This window comes from Devosia subaequoris, assembly GCF_014197055.1.
In the GTDB taxonomy this organism is placed as follows: domain Bacteria; phylum Pseudomonadota; class Alphaproteobacteria; order Rhizobiales; family Devosiaceae; genus Devosia; species Devosia subaequoris.
Genome location: NZ_JACIEW010000003.1, coordinates 190156 through 207659 on the forward strand (window position 1 = coordinate 190156; position 17504 = coordinate 207659).

Sequence of the window (17504 nt, forward strand, 5' to 3'; positions counted from 1 at the left end):
ATCCCCTCGAAAATGCAATGGGCGGCCCGAAGGCCGCCCATTGCTCAAAATGTGCTTCACGCGCTGGCTGATGCGCGCCGGGCACGGCCTGCGTCGCGCTGACCCTTGTTCCAGCGCGGCTTGCCCGATTTGGCACCGGCCGGCTTGTTGCCTGCTGGCCGGGCAGACTGCGGCATGCCTTCGCCCGATTTGCTGCGCTCACCACCCGGGCGAGGCGTATTGAACTTGCGCGGGCTCTTGGACTTTGGGTTGCGGGCGGTGCGCGCACCGCCCGGTGCACCGGCATTGCTCCGCGGCTGACGTGGCGCCGCGGCTTCTTCGACCAGATTCAGATCGCCCGACACCGGAAGTGTTCGGCGGATCAGCCGTTCGACATCGCGCAGCTTGGACTTTTCCGTACCATCACACAGCGTTATGGCAATGCCTGAGGCGCCATTGCGGCCGGTGCGGCCAATGCGGTGCACATAATTCTCCGGATCATCCGGCAGGTCATAATTGACCACATGCGTAATGCTTTGCACATCAATGCCGCGCGCCGCGATATCAGTTGCAACAAGAATGCGCACGCCGCCGCTGGCAAAGCCCTTGAGCGCAGCCTGGCGGGCATTCTGGCTCTTGTTGCCGTGAATGGCAGCGGCGTCATGTCCATCAATGGCAAGATTCTTGGCCACCCGATCGGCGCCGTGTTTGGTGCGGGCGAAGACGATAACCCGCTCCATGCCTTCAGCTTCATCGGCGAGGAGATTGTTGAGTACGCCGCGCTTGGCCTTGGAGCCGGACATGATCACCCGCTGGTCGATCTTGACCACCGTGGAGCCCTGTGGTGCGGCTTCAACCTTGATTGGCTCTTTCAGCAAAGATTTTGCCAAATCCTCGACTTCCGCCGCCATGGTGGCAGAGAATAACATGGTCTGACGCCGAAGACCGATGGCCTTGGCAATGGCCCGCACCGGCGCGATAAAGCCCATATCGAGCATCCGGTCGGCCTCGTCCAGCACCAGCCAGCGCGTTTCGTTGAGGCGGATCTTGTTATCGTCGAGCAAGTCCTTGAGGCGGCCTGGCGTGGCCACGACCACATCGACACCCTTGGCGATCTTCTGCACTTGGTGGTAGCGCGAAACGCCACCCAGCACGAGAACCGTATCGAGCTTCATCTTCGAGCCCGCAAACTTGCGAATATTCTCTTCGATCTGCACGGCCAGTTCGCGCGTCGGCGCCAGGATCAGCGCGCGCGTTGTCATCGGCCGGGGCCGACCGGTCAACCCAAGAAGGCCGGCCAGGATCGGCAGCCCAAAGGCCGCCGTCTTGCCCGAACCGGTCTGGGCAATGCCCATCATGTCCCGCCCTTCAATGAGCTTGGGAATGGCCTGGGCCTGAATTTTGGTGGGCTCGGTAAAGCCGCCGGCAGTCAGGCTGTCGGTGATCAGTGTCGGCAGGCCGAGCGAGGTAAAATCGTTCAAACTCGTGTCTTTCATCTTGCGCAAAACCGCGCATGCGCCAAGCCGCAATGCGGGTGGCGCTTCTAACAACTTTGCAATCGGGCGATGGGATTATCGCGCGGGTGCTGGCTCAAACCCGGACCGCACATTCTGGGGTATCCGGGTCGACTTCGCCGCTCACCGCTTGAGTAAGAAGGGAAGTCCATCAACGGCCATTTCGCCGTGACGTCGCGTTCATATGGGGGAATTGGCTCAGAAAGGCAAGCGCGATGGGCGCATGGGTGGTGTGCTGCGCCGCTGTCGGGTCTTAAATCCCGCCATACCAGTCATAGCCATTGTCCTCCCAATAGCCGCCCTTGCCGCGGCCGAAGGATGACAGGTCGTCGACCAGCTCGATAGTGTGCAGATATTTCGGCTGCTTGTAGCCAAGGGCCCGCTCGATCCTGAGGCGAACCGGTGCACCATTGCTCACCGGCAAGACCTCGTCATTGAGCCCATAGGACAGGATAGTCTGGGGGTGATAGGCATCCACCAGATCCGAGCTGGTGTAATAGAGAATGTCCCCGGACAGGCCGCGCTGGATATTGTCGTAGCAGTGATAGACGCAATAGCGCGCGCCCGGCTTCACCCCGGCCTGGTCGAGCACCGGCCCCAAGGGTGTGCCGGTCCACTTGGCAATGCAGCTCCAGCCCTCGACACAATCGTGCCGGGTAATCTGTGTACGCTCCGGCATGTTGCGCAACTCGGCCAGCGAGAAGCTGACTTCTTTGTCCACCATGCCCTTGATGGTCAGGCGATAGGGTTCGAAATTGGCCTGCCTCAGGAACATATATTCCGCCGTCGTGGGATCGGTCGAACCATTGGGGCGCTGACCCTGGCGGATGTCGGTTTCCGCATATTCGCGCGCCAGCACCTGATTGCCGATCAGGGCGCGCTGCGCCCGGTAGGTCAGTACATTGGCTTGCTCGAGTGCCTGACGCACCGGATTGCCGCGCTGGCCGAGAAAGTCGAACTGATCGCATCCCGATAGTGCCAGGGACGACCCCAGCGCGGCCGAGCCGACCAGAAACTTGCGGCGATTGACGATCAGGCGGCTCATGGCTTGTCTCCCTGTTCCCTGGGCGTGCCGGGGCTGGTGCGATACCAGCCGGTAATCATGGAGCGCAGCTCGTTGAGCGGGCCGGCCAGTAGCACCATGATGATATGGACAACGAAGAACAGCACCAGCAGCACCATCACAACGAAATGGATGGTGCGTGCCGTCTGCCGGCCCCCGAAGATATCCAGCAGCCACGGCCAGGCCGCATCCATGCCCGGACTCATGGTCAGGCCCGTCAGGATGATCAGAGGGAACAGCAAAAAGAAGATCGCGAAATAACTCAGCTTCTGCAGCGGCGTGTAGCTGCGGCCGTGATGTAGGCGCAGCCGCGCGTGATCCAGGGCATCCCGCGGCAAGCCTGTGATGTCGCCGGTCCTGGGCAGAATATCGCGCCGCAAATGGCCATTGATGAAACTGGCCAGAAACCAGATGAACAAGGCGGCAACAAAAATCCATCCAAAGAAGAAATGCAGGACCCGCCCTGTCGCCAGGTCGCGGAAGGAGGGAATTGTCACCGCGCCGGGAAAGCCGATAAAGCTGGGATTGGCCGCCGGCCCGCTCATGCCCAGAACGCCGGTCGTGTCGAAGGTCTGCCCGAAAATTGTGGTTTGCCCGCGTGGCCCATCTGGCGTGTTGACAGCACCAATGCTGAGCACTGAATTGTCGAATTCGAAGCCGGATTGCTTGCCGATGTAGAGGCTGGGGTGGGCGTTGAAAATCTGCAGGCCGGAGAGCAGCAGGAAAAACAGACAGATCGCCCAGACCCAATGGGTCAGCCGCGTCCAGATGGACTGGCGATAGACCAACGGACCTTTGACCGGCGGCAGGCCCTTGTCTTCTTTAGTCATGTTCCCCCCTCGGGCCAATCGCGTGATATCCGCCTCTAGTAACGGTAGCGTATCGAGCGGAGGGTCGCTATCACGTCGATGTTATTGCTGCGCTTATGCAGTTCACATCGCCTGTTCGCACCATCCGCTAATCGGGTTACCTGTTCACGCAGCCGTGTTCGGCGCTCGCTTTATTGCCCCTGCTGTGTAACCTCCTGTACAAGCGGCGCGAATGGAGAACCAATGCAGGCGGATGCAACCGAGAAACGGATGCGCGAGTTGATGCTCGCCGCACTCGACGGCGATGCAGCCGCTTATCGCCGGCTGCTGGCCGAGCTCACACGCTATTTGCGTCCTTGGTTTGCAAGACGCCTGAGCGCGTCCCATGTTTCTCACGCGGAGGATTTAGTGCAGGAAACTTTACTTGCCTTGCACGCCAAACGTTCGACCTACGACCGCAGCCGGCCCTTCACGGCCTGGTTGCATGCTGTTGCACATCACAAATTTGTCGATCATGTCCGTCGCCACGCCATCCGGCCCACCGTTCATCTTGACGACGACGCGCCCATATTTGCGTTCGACGACAGCGCCCACGCCGCCGACCGCCGCGATGTCGATGCAGTGTTGACCCAGGTGCCTGAACGAACCGCCGATCTCATCCGCCAAACTCGTATAGAAGGCGCTAGCATCGCCGAGGCTGCGGCTCGCCACGGTATGAGTGAAACCGCTGCAAAGGTGTCGATACACCGCGGCCTCAAATCCTTGGTGCGCAGGTTTGCGGGAGGCAGCAAATGACCGATGAACTGATCGATCGCCTGACATCCGATCTCAAGCCGACAGCGCCGCGAGCGTTGGAGAAGCGACTATGGCTGGCTCTGGCTCTGGGTTTGATCGGCACGCTTCTGGTTGGCCCGCTAGTGCTTGACTTGGTGGTCGGCCGCCCTCTTGGAGGCGCCTGGGGTGACTCCATGTTCTGGGGCAAACTGGCCTATACCATTGGTCTGGGTAGTCTTGGGCTGCTCGCCCTACCGGCTCTCTCCCGCCCGGACCAGTCGCGCATCTGGCCGCTGCTCTTCGCCGGCGCTCTGGCGATGCTGGCCCTGATCGTCGGCACCTTGGGTTGGATGCAGTCGGACTGGGCCATGCCGGTGCTGATGGGCGCAACAGCCTTGGTCTGCCCATGGCTGATAATTTTGACAGCGGCCCCACTGCTGGCTGTGCTGCTTGGCATGATGCGCAGCTTCGCCCCCGCTTCGCCGACACTGGCGGGTCTGGCCGCGGGCCTTCTCTCCGGAGGCTTCGGCGCAGCGTCCTACGCCTTCTATTGCGGCGAAACCAGCATGATGTTCATGGCTGTCTGGTATTCTCTGGGCATTGCCCTGACCGCGCTTCTGGGCGCGATCATCGGGCGATACTTGCTCCGCTGGTAGCGACCGGGACTATTCGTCCCGCGCTGCCCAGTTGATACCACGGCGCATGATGGTGGCGAAGTTCGGGTTTTCGAATTCCTTGGCGACGTGCCCCAGGGTCGAATGGAAGACGCGGCCCTGACCGTAGCGATGCTTCCACACCACTGGAACGACGGCACCCTCGATCCAGGGCGCATGCTCGCCGGTGAACGTCGTGGTTGCCAGCACATCAATCATCGGATCGACATGCATGTAATACTGCTCGGAGGTGTATGGGAAACTGGGTTTGATCCCCGCCATGATCGGATCATCTGGCTTGGTCACATCGACGGTGTAATCGAGAATGTCGCCCGGATGCGCCACCCATTGTCCACCGATCATGAACTGGTAGACCACTGACTCGCGGAAGGCATCCGACATTCCACCGTGATGACCGGCGAGACCGACACCACCGCGCACGGCATTGGCGAGGTTCTCTGCCTCCTCCTTCTCGATCTTGCTCATCGTGTAGATCGGAATGATCAGCGACAGATCGGCAATCGAGGGATCGGCGAAGGCACTAGTCTCGGTCGCCGTGCGCACCGAATAGCCGTCCTCATGCAGCCAGCGGCGGTAGATGGTGGCGCACTCCTCCGGGTCGTGACCTTCCCAGCCGCCGTAGACAATCAAAGCACTGCGCATGAGCATTTCCCCTGCAAATCAAACGGCGCGGAGAATACCCGACTGAGCTGGTATTGAAAGCCCATCAGATGCGATTGATGTGATAAAGCCTGTTCACGAAATGCAGGCGGCGTTCGAATACCCAGCGCAATGGCGGGCCATAAAGGCCCAGATCTTCTTGCCTGTGCGCCTCTTTGAGGGTCGCCTGCGCAAACAGCTCCTCCCATTGAGCCGCATCGAGATAATTGTAAGTCAGGTGCACGTCGTGCCCCCGATTGCCGACCCAATCCATCAATCGCAGCGTTGGTCCAGCCAATATCCCACGGCGCAGATGATCCTTGATCACCACACTCACCGCGGCCACCCGTGTGGCCTCGGCCAACACCCGGGCCGGTTCTTTGGCATGGTGCAGGACATCCACGATCGTGACGCAATCGAAATGCTGGTCGGCAAAGGGTAGCCTGTCTCCGTCATAGGCCATGACAGGAACATGCGTCACCGGGCGCACCAGAACATCAACGCCTTCGATCACCAGTTCCGGCCGCCGTTGCATCAGCGCTTTGGCCACCTGCCCGTCGCCACACCCGACATCGAGGACTCGAACGGCGTCGCTCGGAATGGCAATGGCAAGGCTATCCGCCAGCGCCTCAACGCGCCGCCTGAAGATCAGAGCGCCATGCACCGAGTTGAGCAGGCGCTTGCTCCGGGACCGTACACTCATGCCGGCCTGGCTTCGAGCCGCCGTTCACGGTTAAAAGCCCAGGCGCGCAGCACAAGGTAATTGAGCCCTGAGGTCAGCGCGATGACCAGAATTGCTGCTAGCAGACTGGGCAGGGCAAATGTGCCATGAAGCAGGAGGCTGAACATGGTGGCTAACCCCAGAGCCATCATCTGCACCGCGACATAGCGTGGAAGCGCCTGCCCATGCGGTGCTTCGGAACCGAAACTGAAGCGCCGGTGCAGCAGATAAACGGGGACGATGAATGCAGCATAGCAAAATGCGCTGACAAGCCAGCTTTCCACCATAGGCAACACCCAGATCAAACCCGTGCTGACCACGACACAGCTCGCCGCGGCACAGGCGCCGATCATCAGGAACACTACGATCCCACCGCCGGTCGGACGCATCGCGCCCTGCTCGGGAGGCGCATGCATCAGACTTTCCAGGGCGACATTCATTGGTGGCGCTTTCTGCAGGCAGGTTGCTTGTCCAGCAATACCGAAAAACCCTTGCAACCGCGTTTACGGTCCGCCGCCGCCCGCCCGAAAAACTGTGACCGGAATTTTGACCAAAAGGTCCACTTTCCACTGTCACAATTAGCTGATTAGTTGTTCTATGGCACTGCTGACAGCCCTTCAGGCGTCGGGCTGATGGCAGGTACATTGACGACAGCAACAAGTACAAGGGACATCAGGGATGAAGAAAGTACTTCTGGGCGCAACGGCGCTCACGCTCTGCGCCGGATTTTCTCCGGCCGCCTACGCGGAATTCACGCTCAATATCCTGCACATCAACGACTTCCACTCCCGGTTCGCCCCGATCTCGCAATACGATGCCAATTGCAGCGCCGAGGACGACGCTGCCGGCGAATGCTTTGGCGGCATTGCCCGGCTCAAAACCGCCATCGATGACAAACGCGCTGAATATAAGAGCGAGAACGTCGTGCTGGTGGACGCCGGTGACCAGTTCCAGGGATCGCTCTTCTACACCCAATACCGCAGCGAGATTATCGCCGAGTTCGCCAATGATCTGGGCATCGAGGTCATGGCCGTGGGAAACCACGAGTTTGACGACGGCCCCGAAGAGCTCGCCAAGCTGCTTGACGCGGTGAAATTCCCGATTATCTCGGGCAACACCAATGTTGAAAACGAACCTCTGCTGGCCGGTCGCGTGCCGGGCACCCTGGTCCTCGAGATCGGAGGAGAGAAGATTGGTTTTGTGTCCGCTCTGGCCGAAGACACAGACGAAACTTCGTCTCCGGGCGACAATGTCGAATTCGAAGACACGATTACCAGTCTCACTACACAGGCCGAAGCGCTGACCTCGGCTGGCGTGAACAAGATCATCGCACTGACGCACATTGGCTACTCGCAGGACCTCCGGGTCGCAGCCAACGTGCCCAATGTCGACGTGGTGGTGGGCGGTCACTCGCACTCGCTGCTTTCCAACACCGATGAGAACGCTGTGGGCCCCTACCCCACCATGGTCAACGGCCCAGACGGAAATGAAGTGCCGGTTGTCACCGCTGGCGCCTACGCCAAGTATCTCGGCGATCTCACCGTCACCTGGGATGACGATGGCAACGTGATCTCGGCCGAAGGCGCTCCGATCATCATGGACGCGTCGGTCACTCCTGACGAAGGCTACGTTGCTCGCCTTGCGGAACTTCAGGAGCCGATCAACTCGCTGATGGAAGAAGTCATCGGCACTTCGACCGAGGCTATCGAAGGCTCACGTGAAGTCTGTCGTGTGGTCGAATGTTCCATGGGCAATCTGGTTGCGGACGCTATTCTTGATGCCGCTTCTTCCTCTGGCGCGACAATCGCCATCCAGAATGGTGGCGGGCTCCGCTCGTCCATCGATGCCGGTGAAATCACCATGGGTGAAGTGCTGACGGTTCTGCCCTTCTCCAACACCCTGGCCACCGTTGATATCTCCGGTGCCGATGTTATCGACGCGCTGGAAAATGGTGTGTCCGACATCGAGAACGGCGCCGGTCGTTTCCCGCAGGTCGCTGGTCTGAAATACTCCTATACCCTCGCCAACCCGGTCGGCGATCGCATCAGCGATGTCCTGGTCAAGGGTGAAGGCGATGAGTGGGTGCCGATCGACGAAGAGGCCACCTATACGATCGTCACCAACAATTACATGCGCGGCGGTGGCGACGGCTACGGTACCTTTGCCGAGGGCGACAACCCCTACGACTTTGGCCCCCCGCTGGAGCAGGTGCTGGCCGACTACATCGCCGGGCTCGGCGGTGAATACACTCCCTACACCGATGGCCGCATCACGGTAATCGAGTAGGCTTAAATGCCTGAACACAGGAAAGGGCGCTCTCGGGCGCCCTTTTTTACTTGCCCGGCCAGTCAGGTGCGACGCGCCAATTGTCCCCAGGCGAGCAGGATGATTACCGCGCCAACGATGGCACCGATAAAATTGGCACTATCATCGGGACCGAACCAGCCGATCTGTTGCCCGAGCCAGGTCGCCAGAACCGAACCGACGATGCCCAATACTGTGGTCAGGATGAAGCCCGAAGGCTTGTTGTCGCCTGGCGTGATCCACCTTGCGATCAGCCCGGCGAAGAATCCGACGATTATGGCCCAGACAATGCTCATATGACGCTCCTGTTATTCACAAGGAAATTGGCATCGCCTCAACCGGTTGCAATAGCGATGACAAATTTGATCGCCGTTTGTGATCCGGAACTGCGCAACTCAACGCAGAAAGGTTCGTTGTGTGGCTGTCCAAGTGGGGGGCACATCCCACAAACGGAGTACTGAAATGAAAAAGACCTTTATCGCAACTGCAGTTACCGCGCTTCTCGCTTCCACCGCGATTGCTCAGGACGCCAATGTCGGCGTTGACGCAGGCGGAGGTGCATCTGTGGAAACCCCAAGCCTCGATGCAGGCGCTAGCACCGACACCAGTGTGGATGCAGGTGTCGACACCGATGCCGGTGCCAAGGGCAAGGCGAGCGCCAATGCCGGCGCAAACGCCAACGCCAACGCCAATGCCAATGCCAGCGACATGGCCGACAACACCTACGGCTCGGTGATGGCATCCATCAAGGGTTCGGCTGACCTGGACCTGTCCAGCATCACAGATGAATCGAAGATCAGCATCGTGTTGCTCTCGTCCCTCCAGGGCGATGCCGCCACTGAGAGCGCTGCACTCGACGCTGAACTGACAACCAATGCCGACGCGCAGGCCGGTCTGCATTCCCGTATTGAAGGAAACACGGCGATCACGGCCAAGCTCGAAGCTGAAGGCCATGCCGTCGAGGACGTTGTCAGCGTGAAGACCAAGGCTGACGGTTCGGTCATCGTTTATGTCGATGATCGTGACTGATAATTTCTCTTGCGAGAAATCTACAAAGGGCCCCGGCAAGTGCCGGGGCCTTTCTTGTGACTAAACGGCATGTAAGGGCCCCGGCAAGTGCCGGGGCCTTTCTTGTGACTAAACGGCATGTTCGGCCCGTTCCCGATCAGTCACCGTCGCCATATCCAGCACCTTTTGAATATTGGTGGCATGCCGGAAGCTGGGCTCCAGATTCTGACCCTGTCGGCACGCGTCAATGAAGCGCTCGTAGTTGGTGGGCACCGGATCGACCTCGACCTCGGTCCAGGTGCCGGTTTCGGCATCCTGCCCCAAGCACGTATAAAGCCTGGACCAGTCGTGACGATGCTGCACCTCGATCGAGCCGAGTTCACCATAGACCCGTAGCCGCAGCTCGTTGAAGTGGCCCGTCGCCCAGCGCGAGGCATGCACCACACCCAGCGCACCATTTTCCAGCTGCGCCGTCATGGCGAAGCTGTCATTGGCGTCCAGATCATATTCGCCAATTTTGTTGCCCGGTGCCTTGTCGAAGGTTTCCAGGCGGCAGAAGACTTTCGAGAAGTCACTGCCCGCGCCATAAGCGGCAAAGTCGAGAATGTGCACGCCGATATCACCCAATACACCGTTGGATCCGTGCTTCTTGGACAGGCGCCACAGCCACTGGCTCTCCGTCCGCCAGTCGCCCCAGGCGCGAGACACCAGCCAGCTCTGCAGATAGCTAGCCTCGAAATGCTTGACCGTGCCAACCTGGCCCGACTGCACGATTTCGCGTGCCTTCTGGAGCTGGGCAACATTGCGATAGGTCAGGTTGACCATATTGACCAGGCCCAGCCGTTCGGCGGTCTCGGTCATTTCCATGGCTCGTGCGTGATCAGTCGCCAGGGGCTTTTCGCAGAACACATGCTTGCCCGCCGCCAGGGCAGCCATTGTCGTAGGGTAGTGCACACTGTCAGGTGTCACATTGGCCACGGCATCGAACTGTCCCCAGCCCAGGGCCGCGTCGAGCGAACCGAAGCCGCGCTCGATATTGTGTGCCGCGCAGAAGGCCTCGACCCGCGAGGGGTCGACGTCGACCCCGCCGGCCAGGGTGACCCCTTCAATGCTTGCGAAGTTCTTGGCGTGCGTATTGGCCATGCCGCCGGTACCCAGGATGAGGATACGCATATTTCAAATCCCTGGCCGTCGCCGACGGCCCTTTCGTCTGTTGTCTTTGCAGGTCACCCCCGCCATGGGCGGGAATGACCGTTGGTCCGACACGGCGCACTCCGCCAGGGCAGAAGCCGCGCTACGGCTCGGTCAGCTTTTCACTTCGCCCGCGTGATCGGCGGCGCTCAGCTTTGCCCCGCGTTCCTCGATCTTTTCGATAGCCTCGGCAACCGGCGTGTTGGGTGCCTTCATCAGATGCGCCTGGCGATCGCCCTGATGGGCCCAGTTGACCGCATTGCGAAGCACCTGGCCGACATTGGCGTCATGATAGGTCGGATAGGTTTCATGGCCGGGGCGGAAATAGAAAATATTGCCTGCGCCACGCCTGTAGGTCAGGCCCGAGCGGAACACCTCGCCACCCTGGAACCAGGACACGAACACAGTCTCCAGCGGCTCCGGCACAGTAAATGGTTCGCCATACATCTCTTCATATTCCAGCTCGAAATAAGCTGGCAGGCCCTTGGCGATCGGGTGCCCGGGATTGACCACCCACAGGCGCTCGCGTTCACCGGCTTCGCGCCAGTGCAAATTCGCCGGCGAACCCATCAGCCCCTTGAACACCTTGGAGTGATGCCCCGAATGCAGCACGATCAACCCCATGCCCTGCCAGACATGCTCCATGACGCGTTTCACCACCGCGTCATCGACCTTGTCATGGGCCGCGTGGCCCCACCACAGCAACACATCGGTATTGGCCAACGCTTCTTCGGTACACCCATGCTCGGGTTCTTGCAGCGTGGTGGTCTTGACCTCGAGATTGGCATCCTGCCGCAGCAGCGACGCAATCTGATTGTGCATGCCATCAGGGTAGTTTTCGGCGACGACCTTGTTCTTCTGCTCGTGAACGTTTTCACCCCAAACCAGGGTACGGATCGGCATGAGAGTCTCCTAATATCAAATTCCCGGCGGACAGGCGCCGGGGGTGTTGCTTGGTTCTGCGTCATTCCCGCGAGATCGGGAACCCCTGTTTATTCAACTGAGGTTCCCGCCAGGAGGGACACGGTGGAGGGTTATGGTGGCGGCAGCTTGTCCGCGCATTGAAATCTGACCCTAGCGAATGGGTTTCCCAGCCTCATCGAAACGATGCAGGCGGTCTTCCATCGGGGACACCCGCAGCTTCGAACCACTCGGATGCTGCATGGCGCCTTCGAGACGAACCACGATTGGCTCCTCCTGACCCATTTCCAGATAGACATAGGTGTCCGCGCCAAGGTTTTCGGTGTGGATCACTTCGCCTTCCCAGATGCCATCGGGCTTGACCAGCATGTGCTCGCCACGGACGCCCAGCGTGGTGCACTTGAACGCCGCAGCCTTCTCCCCGGTCAGAAAGTTCATCTTGGGTGAGCCGATAAACCCGGCAACAAAAATGCTGTCAGGCTTCTCATAAAGCTCCATAGGCGTACCCACCTGCTCGACCAAGCCATCACGCAGCACACAAATCCGGTCGGCTAGGGTCATCGCCTCAACCTGATCATGCGTCACATAGATCATCGTGACGTCGTGCATGCCCTCATGCAGCTTGGCAATCTCGATACGGGTCGCCACGCGCAAGGCCGCATCCAGGTTTGACAGCGGTTCGTCAAACAGGAACACTTTCGGATCCCGGGTAATGGCCCGGCCAATGGCGACGCGCTGCCGTTGACCGCCCGAAAGCTGCTTGGGAAGACGATCCAGATATTGCCGGATCTGCAGCATGTCCGCCGCCTTTTCCACGCGCTCGCGAACGGCCTCCTTGCTGTGTGCCTTCTCCAGCTTGAGGCCGAACGCCATATTTTCATAGACCGTCATGTGCGGATAAAGCGCGTAGGACTGGAACACCATGGCGATGCCGCGCTTGGAAGGCGTCAGGGCATTCACCACCTTGCCGTCGAACAGCATTTCGCCCGAAGTGATGTCCTCAAGACCCGAGATCAGCCGCAACAAGGTAGACTTGCCGCAACCCGATGGGCCGACAAAGACCATGAACTCCCCTTTGCGCACTTCCAGATCGACGCCCTTGATGACGTTCACAGCGCCAAAGGACTTACGAATGTTACGAAGTTCGATTGATGCCATTTTGGCTTCTCCTTATCCTTTGACGCCGCCGGCGGTAAGGCCGGAAACGATCTTGCGCTGGAAGATGAGCACCAGCGCCACCAGCGGCACGGTCACGACAACCGATGCAGCCATGATGATGCCCCATGGGATCTCATACTGTGAGCCGCCTGAAAGCAGCGCAATGGCCACCGGCACCGTGCGGGTTTCGTTCGAGACCGTAAAGGTCAGCGCGAACAGGAATTCGTTCCAGGCCGCGATAAAGGCCAGTAGCCCCGTGGTGACCAGTGCCGGCCACATCAGTGGCATGAATACCTGCGTGATGATGACCCAAGGAGTTGCCCCATCGACAATGGCTGCTTCTTCGATTTCGATCGGCAGGTCGCGCATGAAGGTGGTCAGCACCCAGACCGTGAACGGCAAGGTGAAGATTGTGTAGGCGAAGATCAAAGCCCAGGGGGTGTTGTAGATGCCCAGGAAACGGATCACCTCGAAAAGACCCGCCAGCACCGCAATCTGCGGAAACATGGACACGGCCAGGATGGTCATCAGCAACAGGCTGCGTCCTCGGAATCTCACCCGGCTCAGCGCGAATGACGCCGTGACCGCCAGGAACAGGGCCAGGATCACGGTGAGCGACGCGACAAAAACCGAGTTCAGCAGATTGCGCGGGAACGCCCCCTGGGAGAATACCTGCCGGAAATTGTCGAAGCTGATCGAGGTCGGCCAGTAGGTGACACGGAACAGATCAGTCCCTGACTTCAGGCTGGTCAGGATCGCGTAGTAGAACGGGAAAACCGAAATCACCACGATGACCACGACGAGCGCATAGAAGAGTATCGTTTTGGTCAGCTTCCAGTAGTCGAAGGTCGCAGGCATCAGCGGTCTCCCCCCTCGAAGTTCACTCTGCCGATCCAGATGTAGAGGATGGTGAAGATGGCGATGATCAGGAACAACAGCGTCGACTGGGTCGAGCCTTCAGCGAAGTTGTTGAACTGGAACAGATTTTCCTGTGCTAGCACCGACATGGTCTTGGTCGAGCGCGAATTGGGCGTCAAAACATAAATCAGGTCAAAAATGCGCAGGGCGTCGAGCACGCGGAAGATAATCGCTACCATCAGCGCTGGCCGCACCAATGGCAGGGTAATCCTGAAGAACTGTTTGACCGGGTGCACACCGTCTATATTGGCCGCCTCATAGATGTCCTTGGGGATCATCTGCAACCCGGCCAGGATCAGCAGAGCCATGAACGGGGTGGTCTTCCAGATATCAACGATCAGCACCGCCGTCATGGCGGTATCTGCCGAGGCCGTCCACGCCACCGGAGCGGAGAGCAAACCCAGTTTCATACCCAGATCGTTGATGATGCCGAACTGGTCGTTGAGCATCCATCCCCACATGCGCGCAGAAACAATGGTCGGAATGGCCCAGGGGATCAGAATGGCGGCGCGAACGATGCCGCGGCCACGGAACTCGGCATTGAGCACCAGCGCCACGATCATGCCCAGCACAGTTTCCCAAAGCACCGACCAGAAGGCGAACCGCACGGTATTCCAAACCGCATTCCACCAGTCCGGATCGGCCAGCACACCGCGATACCGTACCGTGCCGCTTTCCAGCACCTGCCAGCGCAAATAATTGCCGATGCCGATCCACTCGGCGCCGTATAGGTCGTTCAGTGTAGCGTCCGTGAAGGAGAACCAGATCGAGCGTAGCAGCGGCCACCCGGCAACGATCGACAGCGCGATCAACATCGGGACCAGGAACCAGCGCGCCGCACGTGCACGTTGCCGTGAGAGTTCCGATCTACTTTTCGGGGTAGCCACCGTAGCTGCAGGCGCCATGGCGTCAGTCGCCATACTCGTCTCCTCCCACAATTGATTTAAAAGTGCTGGGCGGACGGCCGGGAAACCCAACCATCCGCCCTGCTCAGGCCGCCGGGAGGACTACCAGGCGTCGCCCTTCAGGTCCTGCAGATCGGCCTCAAGAATTTCGAGGTTTTCTGCCGCAGAACCATTGCCTGCAAGCGTGTCATGCACCGCGCTCCAGAATAGCGAGGAAACCTCGTTGTAGTCGGTCTTGGTCGGAGCGGACGGACGTGGCACGGCCTGTTCGAAGATTGCCTTCCAGTTTTCCATGAATGGCGATGCTTCGAGCACATCCGCGTCCTCGTAAAGCGACGGGATGGTCGGCAGGTTCGACTGCTGGATCGCGCGTTCCTTCTGGACTTCTTCCGAAGCCAGGAATTTGGCCAGCTCGATAGCAGCTTCCGGATCGGGCGAGTACTTGGACACCGCCACGTTCCAGCCACCCAGAGTTGCGGCCGACCGGGCGTTTTCGCCATCGCCAGCAGGCAGCGGAGCAACGTCGAATTTGCCCTTCACTGCCGAGTCATCACCATTGCCCAGCGCATAGGCGTAGGGCCAGTTGCGCATGAACACGGCATTGCCAAGCTGCCACACACCGCGGCTTTCCTCTTCCATATAGGCCAGCACGCCTTCAGGCGCGATGGTTCCGACCCAACCTGCTGCACGATCGATCGCAGCAGCCGCCTGCTCGTTGTTGATCGAAATGGTCCCGTCGGGCTCCACGATCTGGCCACCGCCATTGGATTTGACCCATTCAAGGGCGTCACAGGTCAGGCCCTCATAGGCGTTACCCTGGAATACAAAGCCCCAGATCTCCGAATTGCCTTCTGCACGCTCGGCCTCCATGATCTCCATGGCCGTAGCCTCGAGCTCGGTCCAGGTCGAGGGAACGGACTTGCCATGCTTCTCAAGCAGATCCGTGCGGTAGTAGAGCGCGGGAGCATCGGTAAAGGCCGGCAGGGCAACTAGCTTGCCGTCTACCGTCTGCGACTCAATGATCGAGGGGAAGTGGCTGCCGGCCACATCTGCTGCGGCCTCGCTCAGATCGAGAAACTGGTCGGCCAGTTGCGGCGCCCAGATCACATCGGTCTGGTAGACGTCAATGTCCGAATTGCCGGCCGCGAGCCAGAGACGATACTGACCGAACTGATCGGTGGTCGAAGAGGGCATCGGCACCACGGTGACAGTGTGACCGGTGTCTGCCTCGAAACGATCAAGCTGGCTACGCAGGAACGCCAAACCGCTGCCTGTATCGCCGGAGACAATGGACAGCTCGGCTGCCTGAGCACCGGCCCCCACCAGGGTCACGCTCGTCAGTAGGCCGGCGAGCATCAGTTTCATCTTCATTGGAAATCCTCCCGAAAAACATGTGACGGGGGAGGCGCACTGAACGGGCCTCGCGCCGGAACGCGTGGTCAATTCTCCTCCCCCTCAAAAGCACCTCGCCGAACCGTCTTATTGCCGTTCGGTTTGAAAGCGCTTTGGAAGTTAAGGAAACAGAGCCCCGAAAAACTGTCAAGCGCCACCCGGGTTGATTTTCGGAACTTTTCTACGGACGCTGTAAAAAGAGTATAAAATTCAGACACTTATTTGGATTACGCATCCAGGAACTCAAAACCCATGCAAGAAATCCATGACGTACGCACCTCAACTCTCTGAAACGATTCCCGGGACTTGCTTCAGAATTTGAAATCGCTTTGAATGGCGTTTGGAGGAGAATGGCAAAGTTCCCTGTTCAAAGGGACGCGCCTGCCCTAATGGCTGTAGCCACCGGGTTTTTCGCACCAATGCGGATGACGGACCGGAGCTCAAAAACCTTGTGGGCCGTAAAGCCGCGATGAGACTAAAAGACCTCGCCGAGCATCTCGGCCTGTCGCAAACCACGGTCAGCCGTGCGCTCAACGGCTACCCTGAAGTCAATGAGGCCACCCGCCGTCGTGTGGCCGAGGCCGCCAATCTGCTTGGCTATCGCCCCAATGCCAGCGCCCTGCGGCTGGCCACCGGGCGCGCCGGTGCCATCGGCCTTGTATTGCGCGGCGCCGACGAGCTGGGCCCGCATATGTCCGAATTTCTCTCCGGCGTCGGCAGCTATATGGCCAGCCAGGAGATCGACATGCTGGTCTCCACGGTCGCCAGCCATCAGGAAGAGCTTGCCGCCTATCGACGCCTGGCCGCCAGCCAGAAGGTGGATGCGGTCATCCTGCATTCTCCCACCATCAGCGACGAGCGGGCCGAATTGCTGATGGACCTCAAAATTCCTTTCGTGCTGCATGGCCGGACAGATATCGGTCACCCCGTGGCCTGGCTCGATATCGACAACACCAGCGCGCTCGAACGTGCCACCAGCCACCTGCTCGATCTGGGACACCGGCGGATCGCCCTGCTCAATGGCGTCAAGGGCCGCACCTTTGCCCAGGACCGTGAGACCGGCTACCGCGCCGCCTTGACCGCGCGCGGTCTGACGGTCGACCCCGCGCTGATCGGTAATTCGGCCTTCACCGACGAAATCGGCTTCCGCATGGCCCAGGCCATGCTCGAACAGCGCCCCCGTCCCACCGCTTTTCTGGCTGGTTCGATGATGACGGCGCTGGGCGTCTTCCGGGCCATTCGCCAAGCCGACCTGCAACTAGGCTCCGACGTCTCAATGATCGCGCATGACGACGTTTTCCCCTATCTCAACGCCGACAACATGTACCCCACCATGTCGACGACGCGCTCCTCGATCCGCCAGGCCGGCACCCGCATCGCCGAACTCATCATGCAGATTCTGGCCGGCAAGCCGCTGGCCGACGTGCATGAACTCTGGCCGGTGGAACTGGTATTGCGCGAAAGCTCAGGACCTGCGCCAAAGAGCTGACAACAAAGGGCAGAGCGCCCTCTTGATTCTGCCGCATTGACCCAC

18 protein-coding genes are annotated in these 17504 nt (G+C 59.7%); 5 read left to right on the forward strand and 13 right to left on the reverse strand.

Going from position 1 to position 17504, the window contains the following annotated elements; all coding sequences use genetic code 11:
* Window positions 1-56: 56 nt before the first annotated feature.
* From GGR20_RS07710 to GGR20_RS07720, 3 genes are all read right to left on the reverse strand, one after another.
* Window positions 57-1460 (reverse strand): DEAD/DEAH box helicase, encoded by a 1404-nt coding sequence (locus tag GGR20_RS07710; RefSeq protein WP_246349488.1) that lies wholly within the window; start codon window positions 1458-1460, stop codon window positions 57-59.
* A 286-nt stretch (window positions 1461-1746) separates the two neighbouring features.
* Window positions 1747-2538: a molybdopterin-dependent oxidoreductase gene (locus GGR20_RS07715; protein WP_183310674.1), complete on the reverse strand. Its 792-nt coding sequence runs from the start codon at window positions 2536-2538 to the stop codon at window positions 1747-1749.
* On the reverse strand, window positions 2535-3386 hold the full coding sequence (locus tag GGR20_RS07720; RefSeq protein WP_183310675.1) for a cytochrome b/b6 domain-containing protein: 852 nt from the start codon (window positions 3384-3386) through the stop codon (window positions 2535-2537). The genes GGR20_RS07715 and GGR20_RS07720 overlap by 4 nt, the downstream gene beginning before the upstream one ends.
* Before the next feature lie 249 nt (window positions 3387-3635).
* Between GGR20_RS07720 and GGR20_RS07725 the strand changes: the two genes are divergently transcribed.
* Window positions 3636-4160 (forward strand): sigma-70 family RNA polymerase sigma factor, encoded by a 525-nt coding sequence (locus GGR20_RS07725; protein WP_183310857.1) that lies wholly within the window; start codon window positions 3636-3638, stop codon window positions 4158-4160.
* Window positions 4157-4795, forward strand: a complete 639-nt coding sequence (locus GGR20_RS07730; protein ID WP_183310676.1) for an NrsF family protein — start codon at window positions 4157-4159, stop codon at window positions 4793-4795. Before GGR20_RS07725 ends, GGR20_RS07730 begins: the two co-directional genes overlap by 4 nt.
* Window positions 4796-4804: 9 nt before the next feature.
* On the opposite strand, the gene GGR20_RS07735 is transcribed toward GGR20_RS07730, so the two are convergent.
* The 3 genes from GGR20_RS07735 to GGR20_RS07745 form a co-directional block, all read right to left on the reverse strand.
* Window positions 4805-5455, reverse strand: coding sequence for a ThuA domain-containing protein (locus GGR20_RS07735; RefSeq protein ID WP_183310677.1), 651 nt, complete (start codon window positions 5453-5455; stop codon window positions 4805-4807).
* A 64-nt stretch (window positions 5456-5519) separates the two neighbouring features.
* Window positions 5520-6155 carry a class I SAM-dependent methyltransferase gene (locus GGR20_RS07740; protein WP_183310678.1) on the reverse strand — a complete coding sequence of 212 codons (636 nt, stop codon included), beginning with the start codon at window positions 6153-6155 and terminating at the stop codon, window positions 5520-5522.
* Entirely contained in the window at window positions 6152-6613 is a 462-nt protein-coding gene (locus GGR20_RS07745) for a GtrA family protein (RefSeq protein WP_210283118.1), read from the reverse strand. Before GGR20_RS07745 ends, GGR20_RS07740 begins: the two co-directional genes overlap by 4 nt.
* 238 nt (window positions 6614-6851) lie before the next feature.
* Between GGR20_RS07745 and GGR20_RS07750 the strand changes: the two genes are divergently transcribed.
* A complete protein-coding gene (locus GGR20_RS07750) occupies window positions 6852-8459 on the forward strand; it encodes a bifunctional metallophosphatase/5'-nucleotidase (RefSeq protein WP_183310680.1) in 1608 nt (535 codons plus the stop codon).
* A gap of 62 nt (window positions 8460-8521) precedes the next feature.
* On the opposite strand, the gene GGR20_RS07755 is transcribed toward GGR20_RS07750, so the two are convergent.
* Entirely contained in the window at window positions 8522-8773 is a 252-nt protein-coding gene (locus GGR20_RS07755) for a GlsB/YeaQ/YmgE family stress response membrane protein (RefSeq protein WP_183310681.1), read from the reverse strand.
* A 166-nt stretch (window positions 8774-8939) separates the two neighbouring features.
* Here GGR20_RS07755 and GGR20_RS07760 point away from each other — a divergent pair, with 166 nt between their 5' ends.
* A complete protein-coding gene (locus GGR20_RS07760) occupies window positions 8940-9506 on the forward strand; it encodes a hypothetical protein (RefSeq protein ID WP_183310682.1) in 567 nt (188 codons plus the stop codon).
* Window positions 9507-9614: 108 nt separating this feature from the next.
* On the opposite strand, the gene GGR20_RS07765 is transcribed toward GGR20_RS07760, so the two are convergent.
* From GGR20_RS07765 to GGR20_RS07790, 6 genes are all read right to left on the reverse strand, one after another.
* Window positions 9615-10658: a Gfo/Idh/MocA family protein gene (locus tag GGR20_RS07765; protein ID WP_183310683.1), complete on the reverse strand. Its 1044-nt coding sequence runs from the start codon at window positions 10656-10658 to the stop codon at window positions 9615-9617.
* Between the two features lie 132 nt (window positions 10659-10790).
* Entirely contained in the window at window positions 10791-11579 is a 789-nt protein-coding gene (locus tag GGR20_RS07770; protein WP_183310684.1) for a ThuA domain-containing protein, read from the reverse strand.
* Between the two features lie 171 nt (window positions 11580-11750).
* On the reverse strand, window positions 11751-12755 hold the full coding sequence (locus GGR20_RS07775; RefSeq protein ID WP_183310685.1) for an ABC transporter ATP-binding protein: 1005 nt from the start codon (window positions 12753-12755) through the stop codon (window positions 11751-11753).
* 12 nt (window positions 12756-12767) lie between these two features.
* Window positions 12768-13613, reverse strand: coding sequence for a carbohydrate ABC transporter permease (locus tag GGR20_RS07780; protein ID WP_183310686.1), 846 nt, complete (start codon window positions 13611-13613; stop codon window positions 12768-12770).
* Window positions 13613-14593, reverse strand: a complete 981-nt coding sequence (locus GGR20_RS07785) for a carbohydrate ABC transporter permease (protein WP_246349489.1) — start codon at window positions 14591-14593, stop codon at window positions 13613-13615. Before GGR20_RS07785 ends, GGR20_RS07780 begins: the two co-directional genes overlap by 1 nt.
* A gap of 87 nt (window positions 14594-14680) precedes the next feature.
* Window positions 14681-15949 carry an ABC transporter substrate-binding protein gene (locus tag GGR20_RS07790; protein WP_183310687.1) on the reverse strand — a complete coding sequence of 423 codons (1269 nt, stop codon included), beginning with the start codon at window positions 15947-15949 and terminating at the stop codon, window positions 14681-14683.
* A 490-nt stretch (window positions 15950-16439) separates the two neighbouring features.
* Between GGR20_RS07790 and GGR20_RS07795 the strand changes: the two genes are divergently transcribed.
* Entirely contained in the window at window positions 16440-17459 is a 1020-nt protein-coding gene (locus tag GGR20_RS07795; protein ID WP_183310688.1) for a substrate-binding domain-containing protein, read from the forward strand.
* The last annotated feature ends 45 nt before the right edge of the window (window positions 17460-17504 follow it).